This is a genomic window from Paenibacillus sp. Y280, from assembly GCF_056786335.1.
Window position 1 is genome coordinate 34361 of the sequence record NZ_JBXCIW010000026.1, and the last position, 23434, is coordinate 57794.

The 23434-nt window shown below is 47.2% G+C and carries 22 protein-coding genes and 1 other annotated feature; of the genes, 1 reads left to right on the plus strand and 21 read right to left on the minus strand.

Going from position 1 to position 23434, the window contains the following annotated elements; all coding sequences use genetic code 11:
- Positions 1–216: 216 nt before the first annotated feature.
- From rpoC to AC1TPC_RS23550, 20 genes are all read right to left on the minus strand, one after another.
- Positions 217–3843: a DNA-directed RNA polymerase subunit beta' gene (gene rpoC / locus AC1TPC_RS23455; RefSeq protein ID WP_482069185.1), complete on the minus strand. Its 3627-nt coding sequence runs from the start codon at positions 3841–3843 to the stop codon at positions 217–219.
- A gap of 95 nt (positions 3844–3938) precedes the next feature.
- Entirely contained in the window at positions 3939–7490 is a 3552-nt protein-coding gene (gene rpoB / locus AC1TPC_RS23460; protein ID WP_482069186.1) for a DNA-directed RNA polymerase subunit beta, read from the minus strand.
- A gap of 384 nt (positions 7491–7874) precedes the next feature.
- Positions 7875–8474, minus strand: a complete 600-nt coding sequence (locus AC1TPC_RS23465) for a class I SAM-dependent methyltransferase (protein WP_482069187.1) — start codon at positions 8472–8474, stop codon at positions 7875–7877.
- A 225-nt stretch (positions 8475–8699) separates the two neighbouring features.
- The gene (rplL, locus tag AC1TPC_RS23470; protein WP_056636009.1) at positions 8700–9059 is read right to left on the minus strand and encodes a 50S ribosomal protein L7/L12; all 360 of its coding nucleotides are present in this window, start codon (positions 9057–9059) and stop codon (positions 8700–8702) included.
- Positions 9060–9147: 88 nt separating this feature from the next.
- Positions 9148–9651 (minus strand): 50S ribosomal protein L10, encoded by a 504-nt coding sequence (gene rplJ, locus AC1TPC_RS23475; RefSeq protein ID WP_482069188.1) that lies wholly within the window; start codon positions 9649–9651, stop codon positions 9148–9150.
- 57 nt (positions 9652–9708) lie between these two features.
- Positions 9709–9875: a sequence feature (ribosomal protein L10 leader region), on the minus strand.
- 12 nt (positions 9876–9887) lie between these two features.
- Complete coding sequence (gene rplA / locus AC1TPC_RS23480) at positions 9888–10580, minus strand: 50S ribosomal protein L1 (protein ID WP_482069189.1); 693 nt, start codon at positions 10578–10580, stop codon at positions 9888–9890.
- Between the two features lie 99 nt (positions 10581–10679).
- On the minus strand, positions 10680–11105 hold the full coding sequence (gene rplK / locus AC1TPC_RS23485) for a 50S ribosomal protein L11 (protein ID WP_482069190.1): 426 nt from the start codon (positions 11103–11105) through the stop codon (positions 10680–10682).
- Between the two features lie 117 nt (positions 11106–11222).
- On the minus strand, positions 11223–11756 hold the full coding sequence (gene nusG, locus AC1TPC_RS23490) for a transcription termination/antitermination protein NusG (RefSeq protein WP_482069191.1): 534 nt from the start codon (positions 11754–11756) through the stop codon (positions 11223–11225).
- 24 nt (positions 11757–11780) lie between these two features.
- On the minus strand, positions 11781–11990 hold the full coding sequence (secE, locus tag AC1TPC_RS23495; protein WP_169090712.1) for a preprotein translocase subunit SecE: 210 nt from the start codon (positions 11988–11990) through the stop codon (positions 11781–11783).
- An 18-nt stretch (positions 11991–12008) separates the two neighbouring features.
- Positions 12009–12158: a 50S ribosomal protein L33 gene (gene rpmG / locus AC1TPC_RS23500; protein ID WP_015847242.1), complete on the minus strand. Its 150-nt coding sequence runs from the start codon at positions 12156–12158 to the stop codon at positions 12009–12011.
- Between the two features lie 315 nt (positions 12159–12473).
- Positions 12474–13124 (minus strand): RNA polymerase sporulation sigma factor SigH, encoded by a 651-nt coding sequence (sigH, locus tag AC1TPC_RS23505; RefSeq protein ID WP_053373882.1) that lies wholly within the window; start codon positions 13122–13124, stop codon positions 12474–12476.
- Positions 13125–13422: 298 nt separating this feature from the next.
- On the minus strand, positions 13423–13947 hold the full coding sequence (locus tag AC1TPC_RS23510) for an NYN domain-containing protein (RefSeq protein WP_482069192.1): 525 nt from the start codon (positions 13945–13947) through the stop codon (positions 13423–13425).
- 3 nt (positions 13948–13950) lie between these two features.
- A complete protein-coding gene (gene rlmB, locus AC1TPC_RS23515) occupies positions 13951–14706 on the minus strand; it encodes a 23S rRNA (guanosine(2251)-2'-O)-methyltransferase RlmB (protein WP_053373880.1) in 756 nt (251 codons plus the stop codon).
- A gap of 50 nt (positions 14707–14756) precedes the next feature.
- Positions 14757–15185 (minus strand): Mini-ribonuclease 3, encoded by a 429-nt coding sequence (locus AC1TPC_RS23520; RefSeq protein WP_482069193.1) that lies wholly within the window; start codon positions 15183–15185, stop codon positions 14757–14759.
- Entirely contained in the window at positions 15182–16618 is a 1437-nt protein-coding gene (gene cysS / locus AC1TPC_RS23525; RefSeq protein WP_482069194.1) for a cysteine--tRNA ligase, read from the minus strand. Before cysS ends, AC1TPC_RS23520 begins: the two co-directional genes overlap by 4 nt.
- Entirely contained in the window at positions 16615–17277 is a 663-nt protein-coding gene (gene cysE, locus AC1TPC_RS23530) for a serine O-acetyltransferase (RefSeq protein WP_482069195.1), read from the minus strand. Before cysE ends, cysS begins: the two co-directional genes overlap by 4 nt.
- 523 nt (positions 17278–17800) lie before the next feature.
- On the minus strand, positions 17801–19273 hold the full coding sequence (gene gltX / locus AC1TPC_RS23535) for a glutamate--tRNA ligase (RefSeq protein WP_482069196.1): 1473 nt from the start codon (positions 19271–19273) through the stop codon (positions 17801–17803).
- A 207-nt stretch (positions 19274–19480) separates the two neighbouring features.
- Positions 19481–19963, minus strand: a complete 483-nt coding sequence (ispF, locus tag AC1TPC_RS23540; protein WP_482069197.1) for a 2-C-methyl-D-erythritol 2,4-cyclodiphosphate synthase — start codon at positions 19961–19963, stop codon at positions 19481–19483.
- Positions 19960–20679, minus strand: coding sequence for a 2-C-methyl-D-erythritol 4-phosphate cytidylyltransferase (gene ispD / locus AC1TPC_RS23545; protein ID WP_482069198.1), 720 nt, complete (start codon positions 20677–20679; stop codon positions 19960–19962). Before ispD ends, ispF begins: the two co-directional genes overlap by 4 nt.
- 150 nt (positions 20680–20829) lie before the next feature.
- The gene (locus AC1TPC_RS23550) at positions 20830–21927 is read right to left on the minus strand and encodes a PIN/TRAM domain-containing protein (protein ID WP_482069199.1); all 1098 of its coding nucleotides are present in this window, start codon (positions 21925–21927) and stop codon (positions 20830–20832) included.
- A 176-nt stretch (positions 21928–22103) separates the two neighbouring features.
- Here AC1TPC_RS23550 and AC1TPC_RS23555 point away from each other — a divergent pair, with 176 nt between their 5' ends.
- A complete protein-coding gene (locus AC1TPC_RS23555; RefSeq protein WP_053373872.1) occupies positions 22104–22499 on the plus strand; it encodes a nucleoside triphosphate pyrophosphohydrolase family protein in 396 nt (131 codons plus the stop codon).
- Positions 22500–22670: 171 nt separating this feature from the next.
- Here AC1TPC_RS23555 and pssA read toward each other — a convergent pair whose 3' ends face one another.
- Positions 22671–23417: a CDP-diacylglycerol--serine O-phosphatidyltransferase gene (pssA, locus tag AC1TPC_RS23560; protein ID WP_482069200.1), complete on the minus strand. Its 747-nt coding sequence runs from the start codon at positions 23415–23417 to the stop codon at positions 22671–22673.
- Positions 23418–23434 lie beyond the last annotated feature (17 nt).

Genomic DNA, 23434 nt, shown 5'->3' on the forward strand with positions numbered 1-23434 from the left:
ATCTCACAATTAGGCACACTTCGATATGGTACCACCTATACTGTGCTTGTGTCAAGAAACTTTAAGGAAATTCATTTGCAAATATCTAGTAAATGAAATCCACACTATAAACATGCAAAAGAGCGGTCATCCTACGCTTCCAAATGAAGCGGAAGATGTGACGCTCTTTCGTTATAGGTTAGTGACTGGTTACAGCAGCAGTTACTTAATCAACGATTAGTCGACGGTAACAGCAGCTGCTTCTAGTTCGCCTTCTACTGCAGGTATGACTTCATCTTCAAGTCCAGCAAAGCGAATGTTGCGATAACGAGCCATTCCAGTACCAGCTGGAATCAACTTACCGATAATAACATTTTCCTTGAGTCCAAGCAACTGGTCAACTTTGCCTTTAATAGCCGCATCAGTCAATACGCGAGTTGTTTCTTGGAAGGAAGCTGCTGACAAGAATGAATCCGTCTCAAGCGATGCCTTCGTAATACCTAGCAAAACAGGTTTTGCAACAGCAGGTTCAAGATCTGCAAAAATCGCAGTGCGGTTTTGTGATTCATATTCATGAATGTCAACAAATGCACCAGGAAGCAGAGTTGTACCGCCTGCATCTACGATACGGATTTTACGGAGCATTTGTTTAATCATGACCTCAACGTGCTTGTCATTGATTTCTACCCCTTGGTTCCGGTAAACGCGCTGTACTTCTTGCAAAATGTAGTTTTGAACGCCACGGATACCTTTGATGCGCAGCATATCTTTAGGGTCAATAGAACCGTCAGTCAGCTCATCGCCGGCTTCGATTTGTTGTCCTTGCGTTACGCGGATACGCGAACCATAGGTAACAGCATACACTTTGGATTCCGCTTCGCCTTGAACCTCGATTTCACGACGGTCCTTCGCTTCACGAATTTCTTTGATTACACCGTCAAGCTCGGAGATGATCGCTTGACCTTTCGGATTACGCGCCTCAAACAACTCTTGGATACGCGGCAAACCTTGTGTGATATCATCGCCGGCAACGCCGCCCGTATGGAACGTACGCATCGTCAGCTGTGTTCCTGGCTCCCCGATCGATTGAGCCGCGATAATGCCTACCGCTTCCCCAATTTCAACGTGTTTACCAGTAGCTAGGTTACGTCCGTAACAGATCTTACATACGCCATGACGAGCACGGCAGCTTAGTACGGAACGGATTTGCAGCTTCTCAACGCCAGCATCGATAATCGCGTCCGCTTTGTTCGAGTCGATCAACTCGCTGCGGTTAACGATAATTTCACCAGTTTTTGGATTACGAACGGTTTCGAACGCATAGCGGCCTTCAATACGGTCGTAGAGATCTTCAATAACCTCTTTACCGTCTTGAATTTTGCTTACGCTGAAGCCTTTGTCCGTTCCACAATCTTCTTCGCGCACGATTACGTCTTGGGCAACGTCAACAAGTCGACGAGTCAAGTAACCGGAATCGGCAGTCCGAAGTGCTGTATCGGCCAAACCTTTACGCGCTCCGTGAGTCGAGATAAAGTACTCGAGGACAGTAAGACCTTCACGGAAGTTCGATTTAATTGGCAACTCGATGATACGACCGGATGGATTCGCCATCAGACCACGCATACCGCCAAGTTGTGTAATTTGAGATTTGTTACCCCGAGCTTTGGAGTCCACCATGAGCATGATGTTGTTGTAACGATCCATTGACTTCATAAGAACTTCAGTGATCTCGTCTTTACATTTACTCCAAATGCTGATGATCCGGTCATAACGCTCTTCGTTCGTAATCAAACCGCGACGGTATTGATTCATAACGGTAGCAACCTTCTCATCAGAGCGTTTCATGATTTCGTCTTTCTCTTTCGGGATGATAACGTCGGATACACCGATCGTAATACCAGCCTTAGTTGAGTAAGTGAAACCAAGCTGCTTAATACGGTCAAGGAGCATCGCAGTAAGCGTTGTGTGGTATTGACGGAAGCATTCCGCAATAACTAATGCGAGATAATCCTTACCTACCGCACCCGGCGTCTCGATCGCATCCAAAAACTTAGGAAGATCGGCACCTTTTTCGTAAACGAAATATTTATCTGGCGTACCGTGCAATAGGTTCGTTTTCGTTGCTTCGTTGATATAAGGGAAATCTTCAGGGAAAATTTCGTTGAAGATTACTTTGCCAACTGTCGTAACGAGTAACGAGTTTTGCTGTTGCTCGGTGAAATTAACTTTCTTAAGGACGCGAACCGGAATGAAAATTCTCGCATGCAAGGAAACAATACCGCGTTGATAAGCAGAGATCGCCTCGTTAATGGTACCGAATACGGAACCGCTACCTTTAGCCTCTTTGTTATCCATCGTCAAGTAGAAGCTTCCTAGAACCATATCCTGCGAAGGAGTAACGACCGGTTTGCCGTCTTTCGGGTTAAGGATGTTGCCTGATGCAAGCATGAGCAAACGAGCCTCAGCTTGTGCTTCAGCAGACAACGGAACGTGAACGGCCATTTGGTCACCGTCGAAGTCAGCGTTATAAGCTGTACATACGAGCGGGTGAAGCTTAATAGCGCGGCCTTCAACTAGAATAGGTTCAAATGCTTGAATACCTAGTCTATGCAGCGTCGGGGCACGGTTAAGCAGCACTGGGTGTTCCTTGATAACTTCCTCAAGTACATCCCATACCTCTGGGCTTACGCGTTCAACCTTGCGCTTAGCACTCTTAATATTATGTGCCAAGCCTTTATTAACAAGCTCTTTCATAACGAAAGGCTTGAACAATTCAAGTGCCATTTCCTTCGGAAGACCGCACTGGAACATTTTGAGGTTAGGACCTACGACGATAACCGAACGACCGGAATAGTCAACCCGTTTACCGAGCAAGTTCTGACGGAAACGTCCTTGCTTACCTTTCAGCATGTGGCTGAGAGATTTAAGCGGACGGTTACCAGGACCTGTAACAGGACGACCGCGACGACCGTTGTCGATCAAAGCGTCTACCGCTTCCTGAAGCATCCGTTTTTCATTTTGCACGATAATATCAGGAGCACCCAGATCTAGCAGACGCTTCAGACGGTTGTTACGGTTAATAACACGGCGATACAAATCGTTAAGGTCAGATGTCGCAAAACGTCCGCCATCAAGCTGTACCATCGGACGAAGCTCAGGAGGGATTACAGGAAGTACGTCCAGAATCATCCATTCCGGCTCATTGCCGGAGTTGCGGAATGCTTCGACTACTTCTAGGCGCTTAATGGCGCGATTGCGTCGTTGCCCTTGAGCCGTACGAAGCTCTTCCTTCAATTGCTCCAGTTCTTTGTCAACGTCGATATCCTGCAAAAGCTTTTTAACAGCCTCGGCCCCCATACCAGCATGGAAGCCATACCCGTATTTCTCCCGATAGCTGCGGTATTCTTTCTCCGAAAGGAGTTGTTTTTTCTCAAGCGGCGTATCTCCTGGATCCGTTACGACATAGGATGCAAAGTAGATGATCTCCTCAAGCGAACGAGGCGACATATCCAGTGCAAGACCCATACGGCTTGGAATCCCTTTAAAGTACCAAATATGAGAAACTGGAGCAGCTAGCTCGATGTGACCCATACGTTCACGGCGAACTTTAGCGCGAGTTACTTCGACGCCGCAGCGATCACAAACGACGCCTTTATAGCGTACACGTTTGTATTTGCCGCAATGACATTCCCAGTCTTTCGTAGGTCCAAAAATCTTTTCGCAGAAGAGACCTTCCTTCTCCGGCTTTAAGGTCCTATAGTTGATCGTCTCCGGTTTTTTAACTTCTCCGCGGGACCACGAGCGAATTTTATCCGGCGAAGCCAGACCGATTTTCATATACTCGAAGTTGTTCACGTCCAACAAGGAGCAACCCTCCTCCGTCATGTATGACAATGTCTATCTAATCAGCTAGATTCCGTCATAGGCGCGTGACCAAGTGACGGAATCCAGCAACTAGTTTATTCAGCAGCGGCGCCGATCTCGGCACCTTCAATATTGAGGTTGAGCTTATCACCCGTCGCCTCGTCTTCATCGTCCATTTCCTTCATTTCGATCTCTTCTTCATTCTCAGACAGAATTTTAACATCCATACCTAAGCTTTGAAGCTCTTTGATCAAAACTTTAAACGATTCCGGAACGCCCGGTTCTGGTACGTTCTCGCCTTTGACGATCGATTCGTACGTTTTCACACGACCAACCACGTCATCGGATTTAACCGTCAGTATTTCTTGGAGCGTGTACGCAGCGCCATATGCCTCAAGCGCCCATACCTCCATCTCCCCGAAACGTTGACCACCGAACTGTGCTTTACCACCGAGCGGTTGTTGTGTAACGAGTGAGTAAGGACCAGTGGAACGGGCATGGATTTTATCATCGACCATGTGCGCCAGCTTGATCATGTACATGACCCCAACTGTAACTTCACGCTCGAAGTTTTCGCCTGTCCGTCCGTCATACAGTACGGTTTTACCGTTACGCTGCATGCCTGCTTCTTCCATCGTATCGAAAACGTCATTCTCGCGCGCGCCGTCAAATACAGGCGTAGCAGCGTGGATGCCGAGATGTTTGCAAGCCATACCCAAGTGAACTTCAAGCGCTTGACCGATGTTCATCCGAGACGGAACGCCGAGCGGGTTGAGGACAACCTCTACTGGTGTGCCATCCGGTAGGAAAGGCATATCTTCTTCTGGCATGATGCGGGCGATAACCCCTTTGTTACCATGACGTCCGGCCATTTTGTCGCCTTCGGAGATTTTCCGTTTTTGAGCAATATACGCACGAACTAATTGGTTAACGCCAGGTGGCAATTCATCGCCATTCTCACGCGTAAATACTTTAACGTCAACAACGATACCGTCAGTACCATGCGGTACACGCAGCGATGTATCACGTACTTCACGAGCTTTCTCACCGAAGATAGCGTGCAGCAATCTTTCTTCCGCAGTCAGCTCCGTTACGCCCTTCGGCGTTACTTTGCCAACCAGGATATCGCCAGCGCCGATTTCAGCACCGACACGAATGATTCCGCGCTCATCCAAGTTGCGAAGAGCTTCTTCGCCGACATTCGGGATATCGCGAGTGATTTCTTCTGGTCCAAGCTTCGTGTCACGAGCTTCGGACTCATATTCCTCGATGTGAATGGATGTGTAAACATCCTCTTTCACAAGCTTCTCACTAAGCAGGATCGCATCCTCATAGTTGTAGCCTTCCCACGTCATGAATGCAACGACTACGTTGCGTCCAAGAGCCAATTCACCCTTTTCAGTGGAAGGACCATCTGCAAGAATGTCACCTTTCTTAATAACGTCGCCTTTGCGTACGAGTGGACGCTGATTGATGCACGTTCCTTGGTTAGAACGCATAAACTTGTGTAGCTTATGTTTTACCAAGTCGCCTGTAACTGGCTTGCCATCAATTTGTTCGACGCGACGAAGCCAAATTTCGTTTGCGGAAGAACGTTCGATAATACCGTCATGTTTCGCAACGATACAAACGCCGGAGTCTTTCGCAGCTTTGTGCTCCATACCCGTACCAACAAGCGGTGATCTAGGTATGAGAAGCGGTACCGCTTGACGCTGCATGTTCGATCCCATGAGGGCACGGTTGGAGTCATCGTTTTCCAGGAACGGAATTAACGCTGTCGCAACGGATACTACCTGCTTAGGAGATACGTCCATGTAATCAACGCGATCGCTTGGCATAGTCAAAATGTTGTCGGCTTGTTTATTGTAACGAACGATCGTATTCTCTTCTGCAAACTTATCTTCCGAAGTCAGCTTCGCATTCGCTTGCGCGATTACGTAGTTATCTTCCTCATCAGCAGTTAGGTATGCGATTTGTTCTGTAACAATACCCGTCTTCGGATCTACCCAACGGTATGGCGCTTCAATAAAGCCATATTCGTTAATGCGGGCAAAAGAAGACAAGGAGTTGATCAAACCGATATTTGGTCCCTCTGGCGTCTCGATCGGACACATCCGCCCATAGTGGGAGTGATGGACGTCACGTACTTCAAAGCCAGCGCGTTCCCGTGTCAAACCGCCGGGTCCAAGTGCTGATAGACGACGTTTATGCGTGAGTTCAGCAAGCGGATTCGTTTGGTCCATAAACTGGGACAGCTGCGAGGAGCCGAAGAACTCTTTTATAGATGCAATGACCGGACGAATGTTGATAAGCGCCTGTGGCGTAATCGCATTCGCGTCTTGAATGGACATTCTCTCGCGCACTACGCGTTCCATACGAGACAAACCGATACGGAATTGATTTTGAAGAAGCTCGCCTACAGAACGCAGACGACGATTACCGAGATGATCGATATCATCCGTGCTGCCTACACCGTGAAGCAAATTAATAAAGTAGTTAATGGAAGAAATGATGTCCGCAGGCGTGATATGCTTCACGGATTTATCAATAATGCCATTTGCAATTACCTTAATAACTTTGCTTTCGTCATATGGCGAGAATACGCTGATCGTTTGTAGTGGAATACTATCAGCATCCAATACGCCGTTAGCAACGTGATACGTTTTGAAGCCTACATCCTTCTCGAGCTTTTCGAGAATTTCATCAAGCAAACGACGGTCAATCATTTGTCCTGCTTCAGCGATAATTTCGCCAGTAGTAGGGTCAACTAGATTTTCCGCAAGCCGTTGATTGAACAAACGGTTCTTGATGTGTAGTTTTTTGTTTATTTTGTATCGGCCAACATTGGCCAAGTCATAACGTTTTGGATCAAAGAAACGTGCTACCAGCAAGCTCTTCGCATTATCCAAAGTTGGAGGCTCGCCCGGACGAAGACGCTCATAAATTTCAATCAGCGCTTTCTCGGTTGAATCCGTATTATCCTTGTCTAACGTGTTGCGAATGTACTCATCGTGGCCAAGCAACTCAAGAATCTCAGCGTCAGTACCGAATCCAAGAGAACGCAAAAGTACCGTTACCGGTATTTTCCTTGTACGATCAATACGAACGTAGATGATATCTTTTGCATCCGTTTCAAGCTCAAGCCAAGCGCCACGGTTAGGAATAACCGTCGCAGTGTAATTCTTCTTCCCGTTCTTATCAACCTTCGTGCTGAAGTACACACTCGGGGATCGAACCAATTGGCTGACTATGACACGCTCGGCCCCGTTAATAATAAACGTGCCTGTATCTGTCATAAGCGGGAAATCACCCATGAAAACTTCTTGTTCCTTTACTTCGCCGGTCTCCTTATTAAAAAGTCGTACCTTAACGCGCAAAGGAGCCGCATACGTCACGTCGCGCTCTTTTGATTCATCGACCGAATATTTCGGTTCGCCCAAGCTATAGTCGATAAACTCAAGCGATAGATTGCCTGTAAAGTCCGAAATCGGAGAAATGTCCTGGAACAACTCAATCAAGTCGCTTTCCAAAAACTTCTCATACGATTTTTGTTGGATTTCAATCAGGTTCGGGACTTCCAGCACCTCGTTGATCCTGGCGTAGCTTCTGCGCGCGCGCCGACCATACTGAACAAGTTGTCCTGCCAACTTAACCTCACCCCTCATGTCTGTATCACAGCATCGATATCCACTGCGTCACTATAGACGGACCAGCCGCCTATATAGTCAAATAAAGAAAAGCCCTTATCGAATAGTTCGAAAAAAGAGCATGTTCCGGCAGTTAACCTATCACAGCGCGGCCGCGATAGTCTCATATCAAATAATTTTGCCCAAAACGTAAACATTATACGTCAAATGTGTAAAACTTATGCATTCCGCGCTTTAAATTTACACTTGACATTTTAGTTAACTAAAGAGATCGAGCCCAATTTAATGCTGACATTTTATAATTTTACCATATCTAAAATGTCAAGTCAATAAATATAATTCTACTTTCAAACATATTTTCAAAACAGCTTTTGAGATATTCAACTATCCTTTTACAGCTCGAAAAATACGATAGCCTTTATCCTTCGTTACTTCCTCCACATCGCTGAACAATAACTCCAGTTTGGCTTTGGCCGAAGGCGCTCCTTGTTTCTTCTGAATAACTACCCACATGCTTCCGCCTTGCTCAAGCAAATCATAGCCTTCTTCAAAAATCTGATGAACGACCGATTTGCCTGCCCTTATAGGCGGATTCGTAACAATTACATCAAATTTCAAATGTTTAACGGCTTCATATACATCGCTCTGCAAAACCGTAACGTTCGCAATATGATTCAGCTTGGCATTTTCGCGTGATAGTTCTACTGCTCTTTCATTGATATCAATCATGGTCACTTGCCCTTTCTCGGCAAGCTTTGCAGCTGTTAACCCGATCGGACCATAACCACAGCCTACGTCTAGCACTTTTGCTTTAACATCAAGCTCGAGCGCATCAATCAAAACTTGACTCCCATAATCGACACCCGATTTCGAGAAAACTCCTGCATCCGTCATAAATCGGAATGAAAAGCCTCGAAGAGACACTTCATGAATTTGACGATTATGCTTCACATCTGGGCTTTGTGAGTAATAGTGATTCGACATAATCCATCACCCCCCGTTTTTCCATAGCGTCTAGCGCAAACGGCGATCGCCCGATCGCAGCGGTAAAGGCGCATTTCGCGTTGAAAGATAAGAATGTATAAGTTCTTAGCTTATACATTCTTATCCTTTAACATACAACGAACCCCTTGAAACCTGACGGTTCAAGGGGCTCGCCAGCCGATTCATCATTCAATCGCATGATCAGCTTATTTTATTGTACAAATACTACTTAACTTCTACGGAAGCGCCAGCTTCAGTAAGCTTAGCTGCAACTGCTTCTGCTTCTTCTTTAGCAACTTTTTCTTTAACAGCTTTAGGAGCGCTGTCAACCAAGTCTTTCGCTTCTTTCAGGCCAAGACCTGTGATTTCGCGAACTACTTTGATTACGTTGATTTTCGAAGCGCCAGGGCCGTTAAGGATAACGTCGAATTCAGTTTGCTCAGCTTCTACAGCTGCGCCAGCTCCTGCTGCTGCTACTGGAGCTGCTGCAGTTACGCCGAATTCTTCTTCAATTGCTTTAACTAGCTCGTTCAGTTCAAGAACGTTCATAACTTTAATCGCTTCTAAGATTTGTTCTTTAGACATGGTTATACCTCCAGGAATATGGTTTATTTTTTTGTTTTATCATGCAGCCGACTTGCGTCGGTTCAATGCAATTAGTGACTGTAGCTGATTAAGCTTGTGCTTCTTGTTTCTCGCCGACTGCTTTAACCGCAAGCGCGAAGTTGCGCACTGGAGCTTGCAATACGCTGAGGAGCATAGAAAGCAAACCTTCGCGGGACGGAAGTTCCGCAAGTGCTTTAATCTCTTCTTGTGATACGACTTTACCTTCTACAATGCCGCCTTTAAGTTTCAAAGCATCATTCTTCTTAGCGAAATCGTTCAAAATTTTAGCTGGAGCAACAGCGTCTTCTTTACCGAATGCAATTGCAGTAGGACCTGTAAGAATGTTGTTCAATTCTACGAAATCCGTACCTTCAGTTGCGCGGCGAACGAGCGAGTTTTTTAGAACTTGGAATTCGATTCCTGCTTCACGAAGTTGTTTCCGAAGTTCAGTTACTTGCGCAACGTTCAATCCACGATAGTCAGCTACAACTGTACTGGAGCTAGCAGCAATTTTCGCCGCGATTACGGCAACTGCCTCTTGTTTCTCTTGGATGATATTTGCGTTAGCCAAACTGTACACCTCCCGTAATAGTATACATTCCGTTAATTACGACGGGCTTTCCACGCCTCGATGCATGAGAAAGGCCTTCGCAGACACTGCGAAGGCCATGATGTCGTTATCGCGCATCAATCCAAAAAGGATCGAATGTTGCTTACAAACGTTTTATCATAACACCTCGGTAGGAAATTAAGCCTAATGGCACCTACTGTCTACGGTATGCGTATTCGAATTTAGTTCCGTTCTTCTTAGCGATAATTCGCTGTAGAAACACGAGCGCCAGGGCCCATTGTCGAAGAAACGGCGATGTTTTTCAGGTAAATACCTTTTGCAGCAGCCGGTTTAGCACGGTTAAGTGCGTCGATCAATGACTTGAGGTTCTCGTTGAGTTTCTCAGCATCAAAAGATACTTTACCGATTGGCGCATGGATTTGACCTGCTTTATCAAGACGGTATTCAATCTTACCGGCTTTGATTTCTTGAACGGCTTTAGCAACGTCAAACGTTACTGTACCTGCTTTAGGGTTAGGCATCAAACCTTTACCACCAAGGATCCGTCCAAGTTTACCAACTTCAGCCATCATGTCCGGCGTTGCTACGCAAACGTCGAATTCGAACCAGCCTTGTTGGATTTTGTTAATCATGTCTGCATCGCCGACAAAGTCAGCACCCGCAGCTTCCGCTTCTTTCACTTTTTCGCCTTTTGCGAAAACGAGAACGCGTTTTGTTTTACCAGTACCGTGTGGTAGTACAACTACGCCACGAACTGCTTGGTCTTGTTTACGCGGGTCTACACCCAAACGAACTGCTACTTCAACGGACTCGTCGAATTTAGCTGTTGCTGCCTTTTTCACAAGCTCGATCGCTTCCAAAGGCTCGTAAGTTGCTTCGCTGTCGATAAGCTTAGCAGCTTCTACATATTTTTTACCTTGTTTAGCCATTGTAATTTCCTCCTCATGTGGTTGTAGCGGAAAATCCTCCTAAGGATGATCCTCCCACTCGCGAAGCCGAAGCCTCGCAAAGCAAGCTACCTCGCGGTATTAGTCAACAATAGTTACGCCCATGCTGCGAGCAGTACCTTCAACCATACGCATTGCTGCTTCTACAGAAGCTGCGTTAAGATCCGGCATTTTTTGCTCAGCGATTTCGCGAACTTTGTCACGTTTTACAGTAGCGACCTTCTTCTTGTTCGGTTCGCCTGAACCTTTATCGATTCCAGCTGCGACGCGTAGCAATACTGCTGCCGGCGGCGTTTTTGTTTCGAATGTGAACGAACGGTCTTCAAATACTGTAATAACAACTGGAATAATCAAGCCTGCTTGATCTGCTGTACGAGCGTTAAACTCTTTACAAAACGCCATAATGTTCACGCCTGCTTGACCAAGTGCTGGACCGATCGGCGGCGCTGGGTTTGCTTTACCTGCAGGAACTTGCAGTTTGACCATCTTGATGACTTTCTTTGCCATGCCTGACACCTCCTAACCCTTTATTCCATGCGTAAGTAACGTTCGTCACCAAAATGGCTTAGTCACTTCGCGTCCAATCCTCCACCGGAATGAACCGATGGGTTCGGAAACCAGATATTATATCTTCTCCACTTGAGTGTAATCCAGCTCCAGCGGGGTCTCCCTGCCAAACATGTTTACATGAACCTTCAACTTCGCTTTGTCCAGCAAAATTTCTTCTACTGTACCAACAAAATCTGCGAAAGGACCTACTTTGACGCGAACCGTTTCTTTCAAATCGAACTCGATTTTCGGTTTTGGCTCTTCCATGCCCATGTGCTTGAGTATTTGCTCAACCTCATCAGGCAATAGAGGAATCGGTTTTGAACCGGAACCTGTTGATCCTACAAATCCAGTTACGCCTGGCGTATTCCGAACAACGTACCAAGAATCGTCGGTTTGAACCATTTCCACAAGAACATAGCCGGGGTAGACCTTACGTTGGACAATCTTCTTCTTGCCGTCCTTCTCTACCACTTCATCTTCCATAGGAACTAGAACACGGAAAATCTTGTCTTCCATGCCCATTGATTCAACACGGCGCTCCAAATTGGCTTTCACCTTGTTCTCATAGCCTGAGTAGGTATGCACGACGTACCATCTTTTTTCCATCACAAATCCACCTTTGGACCCTTCTTAAACAATGAGTTCAACCAGAGACGAGATCCCGATGTCAAGAAGCCAGAAGTAAATCGTTACAAGCGTGATCGTAAGCAAAACCACGATCGAATAGCTTGTCAACTCTTTACGGCTTGGCCAGCGAACCTTCTTAAGTTCCGCCCAGCTGTCGGCAAAAAAACTAAACGTTGTACCAAAGCCTTGCTTTAGTTTAGCCAAAAATGCCACGTTCACACCTCCATTTGACTATCTCGTCTCGCGATGAGGAGTCTGCTCGTTACAGAACTTGCAAAACTTCTTCAACTCGATGCGGTCGGGGTGATTGCGTTTGTTCTTGCTGCTCGCATAGTTTCTCTGTTTGCAGTTTGTGCATGCCAACGTGATAATTACCCGCATTGAATTACACCTCCCGAACTGCTACAAAATACGAATCATGAAGCTCTATATGAAAGTTCATTGATTCCAACGCCAAAACGAAAAAAAACCTCGAATTTAGGCCTACCTAAACACTTTATCATACAGCTATATTGATGTCAATGTAAAAGATAAGTGTTTGGCCTACGAATAATTGGGAACAACAGCAATATCGGGCTCGTCTCTATCAGTATAGTCTACTTATGCCCTTTTAAAACAAAAAAGACTGTATCTTCCACCTGGACACCGCCAGATGGAAGACAGTCCTCTTTAAAAGCAATTTACGTATAATTGCGGTTAACCGCTAATGTCTCTGACTTCCAAGTAACGCTCAAGCTTTCGCTTCACGCGCTGAAGGGCATTGTCTATTGATTTCACATGCCGATCCAGATCGACTGCAATCTCCTGATAAGATCTTCCATCCAAATAAAGCATTAGCACCTTACGCTCAAGGTCGCTTAAAATTTCGGACATCTTATCTTCCAAGCCAATAAACTCTTCTTGATTAATAATTAATTCTTCAGGATCTGATACTCGTGTGCCACAAATGACATCAAGCAGCGTGCGATCCGAATCTTCATCATAAATGGGCTTATCGAGCGATACGTAGGAATTAAGCGGGATGTGCTTCTGACGCGTGGCTGTTTTGATGGCAGTAATAATTTGTCTCGTTATGCACAATTCCGCAAAGGCTTTGAAGCTTGCAAGCTTGTCCCCTTTAAAATCACGAATTGCTTTATATAGACCAATCATACCCTCCTGCACGATATCTTCACGATCCGCACCGATAAGAAAATACGAGCGCGCTTTGGCTCTCACAAAGTTCTTATACTTGTTAATCAAATATTCCAACGCTATGCTGTCGCCATTGCGGACCGCTTCGACGATATCCTCGTCCGTACTGCTGTCATACTCAAGCGTACTCCATTCTTTGAGGTCGATACTCACGAACTATCCCTCCGGCCTGCAAGGCGTACACCGCTAGATTCGTATTCACGCAAACCTATCTAACTGTTCCCAATTGCTTAGGCTCAGCAGCGTTTCACGTCGAGAGATAAGAAAGTTACCTGGCAAAATCCACACGTTCTTATCGCTAATAATAGAGTCAGTATACATTATGTAACCTTACACCGTCAACCAATCGGGTGTCCGAAAACCATCGATTTTCTAGCATTTTTGTAACTTTGTGGCATAGAATAGCGACATGTTCAGCTAACACGATCACCCGCATTAAAAACCGTACCCATTATTTCTCTCCTCGGCGAAGCTTTTCAAGCTTGCTCCGAACCTCAAGGCTTACAATGCCGTCTACCGTATTACGCTTCCCCGGCTTATCCTCGCGCAGCGACTGCTCGATGTTTTTGCGGTTTTGGTTTATATCGACAAGCAGCTCGCGCGCGGAAACGCGGAGCGCTCCTTTACCGAATGCTACATGCTGCTCCACCAGATCAGACGTAGCAACATAAATGTTCCTCCGCCTTACAAACAGCTCGGAGCAGAGACGCTCGATACATTCATCGGCCGTTTCCTTTTCTTTCGTATATACGATCATCAGCTTGTGGTGCCGATAAGTGGCCCCAAGTCCGGGCACCTGATGCGCATCAAACACGACGTATACTTGCATGCCCGTAAATCCTTGGTAGTCCGCCAGCATATCGAGCAGCTTGTCCCGAGCTTCCTCCAAAGCGTATTCCTTCAGCTTCTCGAGAACCGGCCAAGCGCCAATCACGTTATACCCATCGACCAATAAAATATCGTCGTGCCGATTCATGGCCTACATACTCCGGCGTTGCCGCACGACCTCATACATAAGCACGCCAGCCGCAACCGAGGCGTTCAAAGAATTCAGTTGGCCAAGCATAGGCAGCTTAACGAGAAAATCACATTTTTCCTTAATAAGTCTTCCCATGCCCTTGCTCTCGTTGCCGATGACGATAACTAGCGGCATATCGAATTTCATCTTATAAACATCTTGCGAAGCGCTAAGGTCAGTGCCTGCTACCCATACGCCCGCTTCCTTCAGCTTATCGATCGTTTGCGCCAGATTAGTAACGCGTGCAACTGGCACATGCTCAGCTGCGCCGGCCGAGGTTTTCAATACAGTAGCCGTAAGTCCCGCAGAACGACGCTTCGGAATGATTACGCCATGAACTCCTGTACATTCAGCCGTTCGAAGGATGGAGCCAAGGTTATGCGGATCTTCAATCTCGTCAAGCAGCAGTATAAAAGGAACCTCATCACGCTGCTTCGCGCGTTCAAGAATCTCCTCTACCTCCACATAGGCGAAGGCAGCAGCTTGAGCGACAACTCCCTGATGAGTAACACCTGGGGTTAAGCTGTCGAGCTTTCTCTTGTCAACAAACTGTACGACTATACCGAACTTCTTTGCTTCTGCGACGATAGGCTGCGTCAATGTCTTCTGTGCGCCGTCGGCGATCCATATTTTATTAATTTCACGTCCTGATCGAAGCGCCTCGAGCACAGGGTGCTTACCGGCAATCATCTCATCTTGAATCGTTTCTTCTGTCATCGGTTACCCTCCTTATATCGTTTTCATATTCTCAAATGGCTGCGCCTGCCTTATTGCTTTTCTTGTACGCCTAGCGCAATCGCGAGCAATTCGTTCAATCTGGTTATACGTCCTTCATAATAGAGATATCCTACCAAACTCTCCAATGCGGTAGCGAGCCGATAATCGGCGAGATCGGCATTTTTGGGAGGCGTGCCCGACTTCGAATTGCGGCCGCGGCGGACAATGTCCGCCTCCTCCTCGGTCAAATGCGGCTGCCAGAGATCCAGTGTTCTCTTCTGCCCTTTGGCAGATACAAATTTTGTCGCTTCCCGGTGGAGATGATGCGACTTTTGATTCGGTAACGAGATTAAATATTGCCGTATAAGAAGCTCAAATACGGCATCTCCTATATAAGCTAGAACGACTGGGTTCATCAGTTGCGGTTTTTTGGAAGGCGGATGAAAGAGCAGCATATTTAAATCGTTTTGCTCACTCATTTGCGCCGCCAGCGGATACCTTGCGGCGTATCCTCAAGTACGATATTTTTCTCTGTAAGCAAATCACGAATTTCGTCGGCTCTCGCCCAGTTTTTCGTCTGACGGGCTTCCGTACGCTCTACGATCAGCTGCTCAATATCCGCATCAAGCAGTTCACTATCCGCTTGCTGCAGCGGGAGCAAGCCAAGCACAGCATCCATACGCTCAAGCAGAGTAAGCAGTGCATACACTGCACTTGGAGCTGCATCGGCACGATTTAGATATTGATTCGCTTCCGTGACCAAGTCAAATACCGTCGTTATCGCATCAGGCGTATTGAAATCATCGCTCATTTTCGCATGGAATTGGTCATGTATCGCCTTAAGTCTCGCATCCAGCGCTTCATCGCCCGAAGGAACAAGTCCGCTTCCAGCTGCCTCTGCGAACTCACCGTTCATGGCAGAAAGCCTATGCTTTAGATTGGCTGCGCAATTTGCAATCCGCTCCACACTGTTCTCTGCTTGGGCAACGGAATCATCGCTGAAGTTCAGCGGACTGCGATAATGAGTCGATAGCATAAAGTAACGGATAGCCTGGGGCTTAACCCGCTTCACAATCTCATGTACCGTAATGCCGTTGCCCAGCGATTTGGACATTTTCTCATTGTTAATATGAATATAGCCGTTATGCATCCAATAGTTCGCAAGCGGCTTTCCTGTCAATGCTTCCGATTGTGCAACCTCGCATTCATGATGCGGAAATTGCAAATCATGTCCGCCTCCATGGATATCCAGCGTATCCCCAAGATACTCACGCGCCATAGCCGAGCATTCAATATGCCAGCCGGGACGGCCATCGCCAAATGGGCTTTCCCATTTGATTTCTCCAGGCTTAGCGCCCTTCCACAATACAAAATCCTGCTGGTTCTCCTTGCGTTCGCCAATCTCAACCCGAATACCGAACTGAAGCTCCTCTATATTCTGATGCGAAAGCTTGCCGTAATCTACGAATGCAGCCGTACGGTAATAGACATCGCCCTCGCTCATATAAGCATAGCCTTTGTCTATCAGCCCTTGAATAAACGCAACAATCTGAGGAATATGCTCCGTCACGCGCGGATTAAGCGTCGCCTTATGAACGCCAAGCGATTCGATATCCGCATAAAATGCCGCAATAAACTTTTCCGCTACTTCTGGCACCGTTGCGCCAAGCTGCTCTGCTTTGCGAATAAGCTTGTCGTCTACGTCCGTAAAGTTCACGACATATTGGACATCATTTCCGATATCCTCAAAGTAACGACGAACCACATCGAAGAAAATAACGGGCCTTGCATTGCCGATATGAATGTAATCATAGACGGTCGGACCGCAGACATACATCTTAACTTTCCCCGGCTCTTGCGACTCAAAAGGCTCTTTCACCCTAGATACGGTATTATAAATGGACACTGTCATTTTCGTATTTCTCCTCCAGCTACAGGTTCCCGAAGCTGATTCAGCTCGGTTTTCAAATCATCTATTTCCTTCTGCATCGTACGGAACATTTCTATGACCGGATCGGGAAGCTGCGTATGATCCAGACGATCGCCCACTCGCTCTCCGTTGCGTTTAACGACACGTCCCGGATTTCCTACTACGGTACAATTCGTCGGCACTTCCCTCAGAACAACTGCGTTTGACCCAATACTGGAAAATTCACCGACCTGGAAAGATCCAAGTACCTTCGCGCCTGAGCCGATAACAACATTATTGCCAATTGTCGGATGACGCTTCCCTTTTTCCTTCCCTGTACCGCCTAGAGTAACGCCTTGATAAATCACGACATCATCGCCTATTTCGCACGTTTCTCCAATCACGACACCCATTCCATGATCGATAAACAATCGCTCGCCGATTTGAGCGCCCGGATGAATCTCGATGCCCGTCATGAAACGGCTCACCTGAGAGACCATTCGCGCAATAGTGAACCAGCCTCTGCGGTAGAGAGGATGGGCGATGCGGTGAGCCCAAATGGCGTGTAAGCCCGAATAGGTGAAAACAACCTCGAATCGACTGCGGGCAGCTGGATCATTCTCGAAAACCGCCTGTATGTCCGATCGGAAATGACGAAACATAAGCAATGCTCCTTTTTCAAACGCTCATATGATTCTAATAAAAAATAGAAAAGCCCCTGCAGCATATTATGCTGCAGAGGCGTGCAATCTCGCGGTTCCACTCTGCTTGAACAAATCGACAGCCTACGCTGAGGATTCGTTCCTCTTAGAGTCTTTAACGCAGACGATACGTTGCTGCCTACCCTGCGCAGCCAAATATGCAACCTCATAAACGACGTGGCATATCCGCCTTGTCCTTATGATCGTGCATTTCTCGCTGCAGCAGCTCGGAACAAAGCTCCCAGGTGCATATTTCCGTTTGGCGGACCAGACAACTTTCAGCCCCATTCCAGTTTCCCATTGCCACACATCATGATGCGACGCCGATTCGAATGACGGTTGTCCTCTCTGCGAATCCACAAGCAAACGTACTTCTCCTGTTCATGGCCGTTCGATTCATTCATTTATTAGTCATAGTATACCGAATACCCAAAAATGTGACAAGGGCATTATGTCCGCTCCATTGCAAAACGGCTATAAGCGTCTAAACCCCGTAGCCAGCCAAACGTCCGCGCAAGCGGCTCGCAACCTTCTCTTTGCCTAGCAAGGCAAGGGATTGGTTCAAGTCAGGACCATGCGTCTGCCCGGTAAGCGCTGCACGAATCGGCATAAAGAGCTGCTTGCCTTTGAAACCCGTCTCCTTCTGCACCGCTTTGATCATTTCTTTAATGCCGTCCACTTGGAATGGCGTTTCGCCCGCTTCTATCCGCGTCAAAAAGGCTTGCAAAACGGTCGGCACCTGCTCTTCAGCAAGCACTTCGACAGCATCGCCCTCATCCTCAATCGTATCGCGGAAGAAGAGCTCCGTCATCGGCACGATTTCAGCAGCATAGCGCAGCTTTTCCTGATGAAGCGCTACTAGATCCGTTACCCATGCATGGCCTTCCGCATCCAGATCATTTGCGATACGCCCTGCTTGCTGCAGATGCGGGAGGCAAAGATCAACTAATCGCGGGAGATCAGCCTTTTTCAAATATTCGTTGTTCATCCAGCTCAGCTTCTGCGTATCGAATACGGCAGGGCTTTTGCTTAGACGATCCGGATTGAAGACAGAGACAAGCTCCTCGCGGGTAAAGATCTCTTGCTCGCCTTCAGGCGACCAGCCAAGAAGTGTAATAAAGTTAAACATAGCCTCAGGCAAATAACCAAGTTCGTCATATTGGGAAATGAACTGAATAATCGATTCATCACGTTTGCTAAGCTTCTTGCGCTGATCATTTACGATAAGCGTCATATGACCGAATTGCGGCGGCTCCCAGCCGAACGCTTCATAAATCATGAGCTGACGAGGCGTATTCGAAATATGATCCTCGCCCCGCAATACATGACTAATTTTCATCAAATAATCGTCAAGCACTACTGCAAAGTTATAAGTTGGAATGCCATCCTTCTTCACGATTACGAAATCGCCCATCTCCGCTGTATCGAAGCTGATTGAGCCTTTCACGATATCATCGAAGGCGTAGGTGCGGCCTTCAGGAACGCGGAATCGAATGCTTGGCACACGGCCTTCCGCTTCAAAAGCCTGCCGTTGCTCTTCCGACAAGTTGCGGTGAAGTCCGGAGTACCGCGGCGTCTCGCCACGCTCGCTTTGCTCTTCCCGCTCCTTCTCCAGCTCTTCCTCCGTGCAGTAACAACGGTAAGCCAGACCCCGGTCAATCAGCTCCTGCCAATACCTATTGTAAATATCGAGACGCTCGGTCTGGCGATAAGGTCCATACCCGCCTCCGATATCAATGCTCTCGTCCCAATCCATGCCGAGCCACTTCAAATATTTAAGCTGGCTTTCTTCTCCACCCGCGACGTTCCGCTTCACGTCTGTGTCCTCGATCCGGATAATGAATTTACCGCCTTGATTTCTTGCGAATAAATAATTGAACAAGGCCGTTCTTGCATTTCCTATATGTAAATGACCCGTAGGAGATGGGGCATACCGAACTCGAACCTCTGCTGTCATCTGAAAAACCTCCTAAAAGTTTTGCGAAGCAAAAGCTTGCTCCGTAAGCATATGCTATAAAAGTTTTGCGAAGCAAAAGCTTGCTCCGTAAGCATATGCTATAAAAGTTTTGCGAAGCAAAATCTCGCTTCGTAAGCATATGCTATAAAAGTTTTGCGAAGCTAAAGCTTGCTCCGGAAGAATCTGCTTAAAGTTGAATACTCCCGATCATAGCACATCCTTGATCAGACAGACAACGGATTGTGCCGCAATCCCTTCGCCGCGACCCGCAAATCCAAGCTGCTCCGTCGTTGTCGCCTTCACGTTCACCTGCGTTACGTCAGCCTCAAGCGCCTTTGCGATAATTTCGGCCATTTGCGGAATATACGGCAGCATCTTAGGACGCTGAGCAATAATCGTCGAGTCAATGTTGCCAAGTCTGTAGCCCCGCTCGCGCACGAGCTTCCATATCTCCTCAAGCAGCTTCAAGCTGTCCGAATCCTTAAACGCGGCATCCGTATCCGGAAAATGCTTGCCAATATCGCCAAGCCCAAGCGCTCCAAGAATCGCATCCGTTATCGCATGCAGCAGTACGTCTGCATCCGAATGGCCGAGCAGCCCCTTCTCATAAGGAATTGTTACTCCCCCAATAATACATGGACGTCCTTCTACTAATTGATGCACATCAAATCCTTGACCAACACGAATCATCCTTGCCCACCGTTCCCCTCTGCCCTATCGGCACGACGCTTCGCGAGCAGAAATTCCGCCCACGGCAAATCTTCAGGCGTCGTAATTTTTATATTTGTATATTCGCCTTCTGCAACGGTGACACTCGCGCCCATACGCTCTACGACCATCGCGTCATCCGTCCCTACAAATTGCTCTGCCAGCGCGCGCTCATGCGCCTCCAGCAGCAGGACACGTCGAAAAGCTTGCGGCGTTTGTATCGCCCACAAGCTTCGGCGGTCCGGCGTCGAAATGATGACACCCGCTTCATTCACTTGCTTAATCGTATCTTTAACCGGCACAGCCAGCACCGAAGCGCCGCTCTTCTCCGCCTGCTCGCAGCATGCACGGACAGCATCCGCCGTTACAAGCGGCCGAACGCCGTCATGCACCATCACCCAGTCGCTTGTCAGCTCCTGAAGCCCGCAGTACACGGAATGCTGGCGTTCTGCTCCCCCGGTCACCACAGCCGTTACCTTCGTTATTCTATATTGCTGAACCCATTTGCGGCAGCGCTCAACATCATCGCTTCCTACGACAAGTACAGCTTCCTTAACGGTGTCCATCGACTGAAACAGCTCCAGCGTATGGACGAGAATAGGCTTGTCCCCCAGCTGCAAGTACTGCTTGCTTTCCTTCGTTCCCATCCGCGTGCCTCTTCCGGCCGCAACGATGATAACTCCCCAATCTGCTCCCATGCCTTCAACCCGCCTCACACTATGTTAAAATACAAGCATTCATAAGACGATCTCTTATAAATGGACTTATATTTCACCGCGAAACGAGCTTATGCCGCCATTGGACGGCGTCAGCCGTTTGCGCCCTAACAATAGTACTATCATACCTTGTTACTGCGCTTTTTCCAACAGCTTCGGTTTTGCAAATATCATTCGGCCCGCAGACGTTTGCAGCACGCTCGTCACGAGCACCTCCATTGTCGTACCGATATATTCGCGTCCGCCCTCAACGACGATCATCGTACCGTCATCCAAATAAGCGACACCTTGTCCATGTTCTTTGCCGTCTTTAATCACTTGAACGATAATTTCTTCTCCCGGCAATACGACAGGCTTCACAGCATTTGCCAAATCATTAATATTCAGCACCGACACGCCTTGAAGCTCACATACCTTGTTTAAGTTAAAATCATTGGTAACCACTTTGCCGTGGAGCGCTTTAGCCAGCTTAACAAGCTTACTGTCCACTTCTCCGATTTCCTCGAAGTCACCTTCATAAATAAGAACCTTCACGTCAAGCTCTTTTTGAATCTTGTTCAAGATATCAAGTCCGCGCCTTCCTCTGTTGCGCTTCAGCAAATCAGAAGAATCAGCAATATGCTGCAGCTCCTCAAGCACAAACTCCGGAATGACAAGCGTTCCTTCAATAAATCCAGTCTTGCAAATGTCTGCAATTCGACCATCGATAATAACGCTCGTATCGAGAATTTTATGCTCCTCGTAGCCGCCCGCTTCATCTGCAGCTGGAGCAATCCTCCGCTTCTCAAGCAGGGCTGCAAAGCCTTCCGCCAATTCTTCCTGCTTATGCAAGCCAATACGCATGCCCAAATAACCGAAGCATACCATCATAGCAGCAGGAATAAGACTTCCTAGGCCTTCTAAGCCGGATACAGCGGGATAGATTAACACTGTGAGCAATAAACCTGCAAGCAGGCCGCCTGCCCCTGCAATCAACTGCTGCATCGGAAGCGCTGCAGTTTGCTCCGCACCTTTCTGCATATAACGAATGATTTGCCCTGCAATCATCGTTGCCACAACCACACCAAAAACCGCGCCAATTGCTACATTCATGTAATAAGTGCCGGATCGCTGTAGCATTCCGAAGGATGAGCCAGACCATACGGCCGCTCCATTCATCCATCCGTATACCTCACCGCCTGCCATACCACCGAACAACAAACCCATTATTTGAATAATTCGTCTAACCATTATGGTTCACCTCCACTACAATTATGTTCCAATTATTGCCTCGCTAACCGTGGGGGAGCCTATTAATTGCAAACATTTATAAATTCTAATAATTCACATTTTGAAATGAGAGGGTAGGAAGCTTATAATGGAAATTAAGATTACATCATACGAGGTTGGTGAAAGAGGTGGAACCGATGAGCGCTCCTACACTGGATCAATTTCAGCAGCAAGTATCCGAATTGCTGCTCCGGCACCGCAGCTTACTAGATGTCATGTCCAAATTCGGACAGTCAAGCGCTTCTGTCAACCGTGCAGTCACGAAAGCAGTGACAGATTGTGGCTGTATCGAGCTAAATGCCCGCAAGCAGCAATACTCAGACGAGCTTAATCTTGAAGATGCCAAAACAACACTGCAAAGTCATCTCACGGGAGCCGTGTGCGAGCATTGCCGCGACGTACTTAAGTCCGATCTTGGACGCAACTTATTTTATATGACTGCTTTATGTAATCTGCTGGACATTCAACTCGATGAGGTTATTGCTGACGAATACGACAAATGCTCAACCTTAGGCCTGTTTAATTTAACGTAACTGTATACAAGAACATACCAAGTTAGACCTTTACAACTGACAAAAGCTTTGAGGATCTCTCCTCAAAGCTTTTTCTTTGTTTCGACCGTTTAATAGAAAATAAAAATAGCGTTCCAAGACACAATTGTTGTGTCTTGAAACGCTATCTCATTTCGATTGCAAGCTATGGCTTTAGGCCGGCTTCTCTGATTGAACAGGCTCATCGGCAACTTCTTCGCGCTTCTTCCGCTTGCGGTTTCGCTTGGGCAAACGCCGATCAACGTTTTTTTTTAGGCCGTACAGCGCATAAAGCAGCAGCGGTACAAACACTATTTTGGATAGATCATTTTTGAACACTAAGCCAAGTATAACGGATACCACAATAACGATTGGGACAACCCAAACCGCACCCTTTGGAATTCCGACCTTTTTGAAATTCGGATATTTAATCGTACTGACCATAAGAATGGAGAGGACAAGCGTGCTCGTAAGCAGCACGGATACGTAAATATCATCCTTGAACAAAGCAAGCGTCGCTAGTACACCACCAGCTGCTGGTATTGGCAGTCCGATAAAGTAGCCTGGCGCACTTGAAATGACATTGAAGCGAGCAAGCCGCAAAGCGCCGCAAATAGGAAACAACGCCGTTACAATCCATGCTAAGGCAGGACTCAGCTCTTGAAAAGCGACAACATACATAATGAAAGCAGGCGCTACGCCAAACGAAATCACATCGGATAAGGAATCCAGCTCTTTGCCGAACTCACTTTGAACGTTCAGCGCCCGAGCAACGCGTCCGTCTACACCGTCAAGCAGCATGGCGATCAACACCATCATAGCTGCCGTATCTGGTTTTTCATTGAATACAAGAATGATGGCGATTACCCCTAAAAATAGGTTCCCCACCGTGAGAAGGCTCGGTATCGATTTTGCGATCATCTTTTCCACCTCTTCTC